General features: G+C 72.7%; 6 protein-coding genes. 4 read left to right on the forward strand and 2 right to left on the reverse strand.

Translation table 11 applies throughout. The features are described from left to right. On the forward strand, positions 1 to 2,324 hold a 2,324-nt coding region (locus ADBZ5U_RS13445; RefSeq protein ID WP_526810978.1), incomplete at its 5' end, for an ATP-dependent helicase. Here the strand turns inward: ADBZ5U_RS13445 and ADBZ5U_RS13450 are convergent. Further along, a complete protein-coding gene (locus ADBZ5U_RS13450) occupies positions 2,278 to 2,676 on the reverse strand; it encodes a DoxX-related protein (protein WP_526810980.1) in 399 nt (132 codons plus the stop codon). The genes ADBZ5U_RS13445 and ADBZ5U_RS13450 overlap by 47 nt on opposite strands. A 69-nt stretch (positions 2,677 to 2,745) precedes the next feature. Here ADBZ5U_RS13450 and ADBZ5U_RS13455 point away from each other — a divergent pair, with 69 nt between their 5' ends. Both ADBZ5U_RS13455 and nudC read left to right on the forward strand, forming a co-directional pair. Beyond that, positions 2,746 to 3,828, forward strand: a complete 1,083-nt coding sequence (locus ADBZ5U_RS13455) for a potassium channel family protein (protein WP_526810981.1) — start codon at positions 2,746 to 2,748, stop codon at positions 3,826 to 3,828. 5 nt (positions 3,829 to 3,833) lie between these two features. Further along, entirely contained in the window at positions 3,834 to 4,751 is a 918-nt protein-coding gene (gene nudC / locus ADBZ5U_RS13460) for an NAD(+) diphosphatase (protein ID WP_526810983.1), read from the forward strand. A gap of 113 nt (positions 4,752 to 4,864) precedes the next feature. Here the strand turns inward: nudC and ADBZ5U_RS13465 are convergent, their stop codons facing one another. Further along, a complete protein-coding gene (locus ADBZ5U_RS13465) occupies positions 4,865 to 5,110 on the reverse strand; it encodes a mycoredoxin (protein WP_526810984.1) in 246 nt (81 codons plus the stop codon). A 37-nt stretch (positions 5,111 to 5,147) separates the two neighbouring features. Between ADBZ5U_RS13465 and ADBZ5U_RS13470 the strand changes: the two genes are divergently transcribed. Next, positions 5,148 to 6,787 (forward strand): ATP-dependent helicase (locus ADBZ5U_RS13470; RefSeq protein ID WP_526810986.1); only part of this gene is annotated, 1,640 nt, incomplete at its 3' end.

Below are 6,787 nucleotides of genomic sequence, written 5' to 3' on the forward strand. Positions count from 1 at the left end.
GGGATCCGATCCAGTCCATCTACGGCTGGCGCGGCGCCTCGGCCACCAACCTGCCCCGGTTCACCACCGACTTCCCCCTCGGCGACGGATCCCCGGCGCCCACCCTGGAACTGAGCACCAGCTGGCGCAACCCGCCGCGGGCGCTGACCCTGGCCAACGCGGTCTCCGCCGAGGCCCGCCGGCGTTCGGTCGGGGTGCGGCCGCTGCGGTCCCGCCCGGACGCCGCCCCCGGGACGGTGCTGTGCGCGCTGCAGCGCGACGTCGACACCGAACGGGACTGGCTGGCCGACCAGATCGCCGCCCGCTACGGCGAGGGTGTCACCGCCGCGGTGCTGGTGCGCCGCAACTCCGATGCCGGGCCGATCGCCGAGGCGCTGTCGGCCCGGGGGCTTCCGGTCGAGGTGGTCGGGCTGGCCGGTCTGCTGTCCATTCCCGAAGTGGCGCAACTGGTTTCCACGCTGCGGCTGGTGGCCGACCCGGCCGCCGGGACCGCCGCGATGGAAGTCCTGACCGGGCCGCGCTGGCGGCTGGGGGCGCGGGACCTGGCCGCGCTGTGGCGGCGGGCGGTGCTGCTGGACGGGCCGGGCCCGAGCGTGGCGTCCGCCGAGCAGATCGTGGCCGCGGCGGCCGCCGACGTCGACACCGCGTCCCTGGCCGACGCCCTGGCCGATCCCGGTCCGGCCGGGAACTTCTCCGCCGAGGGCTACCGGCGCATCGGTGCCCTGGGCGCCGAACTGGTCCGGCTGCGCGGTTTCCTGGCGCACCCGCTGACCGATCTGGTGTCCGAGGCGCGCCGGACGCTCGGGGTGGACGTCGAGGTCCGCGCGGCCGGGGCCGGCGGCGAGCATCTGGACCGGTTCGCCGATGTGGTCGCCCACTACGCCGAACGCCCGGGCGCCGACATCGCCGGGCTGCTGGCCTATCTCGACGTGGCCGCGGTCGCCGAGAAGGGCCTGGCGCCCGCCGACGTCGGTGTCGCCCCGGGGCGGGTGCAGGTGCTCACCGTGCACGCCGCCAAGGGTCTGGAATGGCAGATCGTCGCGGTCCCGCACATGAGTGCGCGGCTGTTCCCGTCGACGGCCAAGAAGCGCACCTGGCTCAACGACCCGGCCGACCTGCCGCCGCTGCTGCGCGGCGACCGCGCCGAGGAGGGCCTGCACGGGGTTCCGGTACTGGACACCTCAGCCGCCGGCGACCGGAAAGCGTTGGAGGACATCATCTCCGGCCACCGCGATCAGCTGATGCAGCGCAGCCTCGACGAGGAGCGCCGCCTGCTCTACGTCGCGCTGACCCGCACCGAGGACACCCTGCTGCTGTCCGGGCACCACTGGGGCGCGGCCGACACCAGACCCCGCGGCCCCTCGGAGTTCCTGTCCGAGATCCGCGGCATCATCGAGGCCGCCGCGGAGGCCGGCCAGCCCTGCGGCGAGATCGTGCACTGGGCGGCCGAACCCGCCGACGGCGAGCCGAACCCGTTGCGCGAGAACGTCATCGAGGCGGTGTGGCCGGTGGACCCGCTGGGCGGCCGGCGCGGCGATGTCGAGCGCGGCGCGCAACTGGTGGCCGCGGCGATGGCCGGGCCGCCGCCGGACAGTAACCCGCCGGACGGCGATCCGCCGGCCGGCGGGGTCCCCGACTGGGTGGCCGACGTCGACGCCCTGCTGTCCGAACGGGCCCGCGCCGGAGAACGCGCGCCGGTGGTGCTGCCCGCCCGGCTGTCGGTCAGCGCCCTGGTCGAACTCGACCGCGACCCCGGCGCGGCGGCGCGGCTGACCCGGCGGCTGCCGGCCCGGCCGGACCCGCACGCCATCCTGGGCACCGCGTTCCACGACTGGGTGCAGCGCCGCTACGGCGCCGAGCGACTGCTGGACCTCGACGACCTGCCCGGCGCGGGGGATCCGCGGACCGCCGACGCCGATGCCCTCGCCGCGCTGCAGGATGCCTTCAGCGCCTCGCCCTGGGCGGCCCGCACCCCGCTGGATGTCGAGGTGCCGTTCGAATTGGCGTTGGGCGAGCGGGTGATCCGCGGCCGCATCGACGCGGTGTTCGCCGACCCCGATGGGGGGGTGACGGTGGTGGACTGGAAGACCGGCGAGCCGCCCGCCGACGCCGCCGCCCGACGGCACGCCTCGGTGCAACTGGCGGTCTACCGGCTGGCCTGGGCCGGGCTGACCGGCCGTCCGGTCGCCGAGGTGCGCGCGGCGTTCCACTACGTGGGCTCGGGGCGCACCGTCTCACCCGAAGCGCTCCACGACGCCGAGGACCTGGCGGCCCTGCTCAACCCCGGTGCGGCGCGTTGCGGCGGATCGCCAGCGCCTGGGTGACCATCGGCGCCTGCATCGGCAGCCGGGCCAGCGCCGCGAACCGCATCGGCAGCGGCTTGTCCCGCCACAGCCGCACCATGTTCAGGTTCGCCGGGAAGACCGCCGTGTACAGCGCCGCGGCCGCCAGCGCCCCGAGCCGGCGGGTGCGCGGCACCAGCAGCATGGTGCCGACGCCGACCTCGGCCAGCCCGGAGGCATAGGTGTAGAACCGGGCGTTGCCCGGCAGTTCGGCGGGAACGATCGCGTCGAAGGGCTTCGGGCGCAGGAAATGCCCGACGCCGACGCCGATCAGCATCAGCCCCATCCGATAGGCGGGGCGCTGGCTAACTGGTCCTGCGGTGGTGTGCGGCATGGTTTCATAATGGCCGTGTGCTGGCATTCACCGTGGCGAAACGCTTGGGCCCGTCGATGACGCATCGCTGTGCCTGACCGCCGGCTGAGGCGCCACCTGGACGCCATCGACGGGAACCTCGCCGCCAAACCGGACGCCGCGCTCGTCGAATACCTGCACATCCCGGAGAAGTTCGTCAGCCCGGGCCAGCGCATCGTCCGCCGGCTGATCTACGCCCTGCTGGTGTTGGCCGCCGCGGTTCTGGTGGTCTACCTCGAACGCGACGGCTACCGCGACGTCGGCAGCGAACCGACGACCCTGAGTCTGCTGGACTGCGTGTACTACGCCACCGTGTCACTGTCGACCACCGGCTACGGCGACATCACCCCGGTCACCGAACACGCCCGGCTGCTCAACGTCCTGCTGATCACGCCGCTGCGGGTTCTCTTCCTGATCGTTCTGGTCGGTACCACCGTGGAGACCCTGACCGCCGCGTCGCGCCAGTCCCTGAAGATCCAGCGTTGGAGGAAAACCGTGCGCAACCACACCGTCGTCGTCGGGTACGGCACCAAGGGCCGCACCGCGGTGACCACCATGATCGGCGACGGCGTCGCCCCGGCCGAGATCGTCGTCGTCGACACCGACCAGACCTGCCTGGACCGGGCCAGTGCCGCCGGTCTGGTGACCGTCCGCGGGGACGCCAACAAGTCCGACGTGCTGCGCCTGGCCGGCGCCCAGCACGCCGCCTCGATCGTCGTCGCCACCAGCAGCGACCCGACCTCGGTGCTGGTCACCCTGACCGCGCGCGAACTGGCCCCCAAGGCCACCATCATCGCCGCGGTCCGCGAAGGCGAGAACAAGCATCTGCTGATGCAGTCCGGCGCGGATTCGGTGGTGGTGTCGTCGGAGACCGCCGGCCGGCTGCTGGGCCTGGCCACCTCCAAACCCACCGTGGTGGAGATGATCGAGGACCTGCTGACCCCGGATGCCGGACTGGTGATCGCCGAGCGCGAAGTGGAGCCCAAGGAGGTCGGCGGCTCCCCGCGGCACCTGGCCGACACCGTGCTGGGTGTGGTGCGCGACGGCCGGCTGTTGCGGGTCGACGACGAACGGGTCGACGCCCTGGAGCTCACCGACCGGGTGCTCTACGTCCGCGGCGCCGAAGAGGGCTGAGCGCGTTGAGTTTTCGACTGCGCAACGTCCCGCTGCTCTCACGTGTCGGGGCCGACCGCGCCGATCATCTGCGCACCGACCTCGACGCCGCGCACGAAGGCTGGGCCGACGCGGTGGTGCTGCGGGTCGACGAGCGCAGTCAGGTTCTGGTGGTCGACCGGCAGGTCGTGCTGTCCTCGGCCACCGACATCGCCGACAAGCCGCCCGGCGGCGCGGTATTCCTGGGCCGGCTGCCCGACGGCCGGCACGCCTGGGCGGTGCGCGCCGCGCTGGAGGTTCCCGACGGGGTTCCGGCCCGCGCGGTCGAACCCCGCCGCGCCGGGATCCCCTTCGACGATGTCAGTGCCCAATTGGTCGCCTGCGCCCTGGCGTTGCTGAATTGGCATGACGCCGCTGGTTTTTCACCGGCCGACGGCAGCCCGACCCGGCCGATCCGGGGTGGCTGGGCGCGACGCAACCTGCTCTCCGGGCAGGATGAGTTCCCCCGCATCGACCCGGCGGTGATCTGCCTGGTGCACGACGGGTACGGCCGCGCGGTGCTGGCCCGCCAGGTGGTGTGGCCGCCGCGGCTGTTCTCCCTGCTGGCCGGGTTCGTCGAGGCCGGCGAGTCCTTCGAGACCTGCGTTGCGCGGGAGATCTTCGAGGAGATCGGGCTCGACGTCACCGACGTGACGTATCTGGGCAGCCAGCCCTGGCCGTTCCCGCGCTCGATGATGGTGGGCTTCCACGCCATCGCCGACCCCGAGCAGGAGTTCGTCTTCAACGACGGCGAGATCGCCGAGGCGGCCTGGTTCACCCGCGCCGAGGTGCGGGCGGCCCTGGGCCAGGGGGACTGGAGCAGCGACTCGTCCTCCCCGTTGCTGCTGCCCGGGTCCATCTCGATCGCCCGGGAGATCATCGAGTCCTGGGCCTTCGCTCCCTGACCACCCCCGCCCCCCGCCCCCGTCCGCCCAAACCAACGTTTGGGCGCGAAAGTCCGAGAAAATCTCGCCATTTCGTCGAGTTCGGCAACGCGCGCGGGGAAGCGCACCGGGCACTAGACCCTGAGCTTGGCCTTCACCTCGGCCAGCGACGGGTTGGTCAGCGCGCTGCCGTCCGGGAACAGCACCGTCGGAACGGTCTGGTTGCCGCCGTTGACGCTCATCACGAACTGCGCGGCGGCCGGGTCGTGCTCGATGTCGACATCGCGGAACGGGATCCCGGCGGAGTTGAGCATGGTCTTGAGCCGCTTGCAGTAGCCGCACCACACGGTCGAGTACATGGTCAATTCCGACTCGCTCATAGCCGCTGAACTTAGCTTGTCGCCCCCGGCTGCCAAGATGGAGCCCATGCTCGACGGCCTGGACACCGAGCAGCGCGAGGCGGTGGTGGCCCCGCGCGGCCCGCTGTGCGTGCTGGCCGGGGCGGGAACCGGCAAGACCCGCACCATCACCCACCGCATCGCGCACCTGGTGGCGGGCGGTCACGTCGCCGCCGGGCAGGTGCTGGCGGTCACGTTCACCTCCCGGGCGGCGGGGGAGATGCGCAGCCGGCTGCGGGCCATGGACATCACAGCGGTCCAGGCCCTGACCTTCCACGCCGCCGCCCGCCGGCAGCTGCAGTACTTCTGGCCGCGGGTGGTCGGCGACACCGGCTGGCAGCTGCTGGACTCCAAGTTCGCCGTCGTCGCCCAGGCCGCCAACCGGGCCCGGCTGCAGGCCTCCACCGACGACGTCCGCGACCTCGCCGGGGAGATCGAATGGGCCAAGGCCTCGCTGATCAGCCCGGAGGAGTACCCGGCGCGAGTCGCCGCGGACGGCCGCGACATCCCCCTGGACGCCGCCAAGGTCGCCGCCGTCTATGCCGGCTACGAGGCCCTCAAAGCCAATCGCGACGGGGTGGCGCTGCTGGACTTCGACGACCTGCTGCTGCACACCGCCGCCGCCATCGAGAACGACGCCGCGGTGGCCGGTGAGTTCCGGGACCGCTACCGCTGTTTCGTCGTCGACGAGTACCAGGACGTCACCCCGCTGCAGCAGCGGGTGCTCGACGCCTGGCTCGGCGACCGCGACGACCTCACCGTCGTCGGCGACGCCAACCAGACCATCTACTCGTTCACCGGCGCCTCACCGCGCTACCTGCTGGACTTCTCCCGCCGCTTCCCGGACGCGTGCGTGGTGCGCCTGGAACGCGACTACCGCTCCACCCCGCAGGTGGTCTCGCTGGCCAACCGGGTGATCGCCGCGGCGCGCGGCCGGATGGCCGGCTCCAAACTGCACCTGATCGGCCAGCGCCCGCCGGGCCCGGAGCCGACCTTCCGGGAGCACCCCGACGAGGTCGCCGAGGCCGCCGCGGTGGCCCGGGCGGTCAGAGCGCTCGTCGACGCCGGCACCCCGGCCGCCGAGGTGGCGGTGCTCTACCGCATCAACGCCCAGTCCGAGGTGTACGAGGCCGCGCTCACCGAGGCCGGCATCCCGTTCCAGGTACGCGGCGGGGAGGGCTTCTTCTCCCGCCAGGAGATCCGCCAGTCGCTGGTCGCTTTGCAGCGGGCCGCCGAACGGGGTCTCGGCGGGCAGGAGCGAAGCGACCCGGGAATGGATCAGGAGGGCGAATTGCCCGAACTGGTGCGCGATCTTCTCGAACCTCTCGGCCTCACCCCCGAAGCGCCCACCGGGGTCAAGGCCCGGGAACGGTGGGAGGCGCTGACCGCGCTGGCCGAACTCGTCGACGAGGAAGTCGCACTGCGACCCGACCTCGACCTGCCCTCCCTGGTCGCCGAGTTGAGGCTGCGTGCCGACGCCCGCCACCCACCGACCGTGCAGGGCGTCACGCTGGCCTCCCTGCACGCCGCCAAGGGACTGGAGTGGGATGCGGTGTTCCTGGTCGGGCTGGCCGACGGCACCCTGCCCATCTCCCACGCGCTGTCCCACGGCCCCGACAGCGAGGCCGTCGAAGAGGAACGCCGCCTGCTCTACGTCGG

Source organism: Mycobacterium sp. (genome assembly GCF_040398885.1).
In the GTDB taxonomy this organism is placed as follows: domain Bacteria; phylum Actinomycetota; class Actinomycetes; order Mycobacteriales; family Mycobacteriaceae; genus Mycobacterium.

Bases quoted from the DNA above. Each gene is read 5' to 3' on its own strand.
- ADBZ5U_RS13465 (WP_526810984.1), bottom strand. From the start codon at position 5,110: ATGAGCGAGTCGGAATTGACCATGTACTCGACCGTGTGGTGCGGCTAC.
- ADBZ5U_RS13450 (WP_526810980.1), bottom strand. From the start codon at position 2,676: ATGCCGCACACCACCGCAGGACCAGTTAGCCAGCGCCCCGCCTATCGG.